Origin of the sequence: Robertmurraya sp. DFI.2.37, from assembly GCF_029211245.1 — a bacterium.
Classification (GTDB): Bacteria; Bacillota; Bacilli; order Bacillales; family Cytobacillaceae; genus Robertmurraya; species Robertmurraya methanolica_A.
In genome coordinates, this window is the sequence record NZ_JARGEJ010000897.1 from 1 (window position 1) to 287 (window position 287).

Sequence of the window (287 nt, forward strand, 5' to 3'; positions counted from 1 at the left end):
CTCCTTTCCCCATTGAAAAAAAGGCTAATGTAAGCGCTATACAAAAAATGTATCGCCGTACATTCATCGTGAAAACGCTTGCTGTAGTCTGTAGCGGGAGATATCGCGACGAGTGCTTTTTGCATTCCTCTATTGGCATTAGTGGACTCAAAGCAAATCAGAAGCTTATCCGACACATTTAGAAGGATTATGTATCAAAAGAGAAAAAGGACTAGATTTTTCTCGATTTATTCAGTTCTTCTTAAAAGTTTCGTCACTATTTGTTCATAATTACGGGATAAAATTTG

At 36.9% G+C, this 287-nt stretch carries 1 protein-coding gene; it reads left to right on the forward strand.

From position 1 onward, the window contains the following. Positions 1 to 182 (forward strand): hypothetical protein (locus PZE06_RS29070; RefSeq protein WP_275792550.1); only part of this gene is annotated, 182 nt, incomplete at its 5' end. Positions 183 to 287 lie beyond the last annotated feature (105 nt).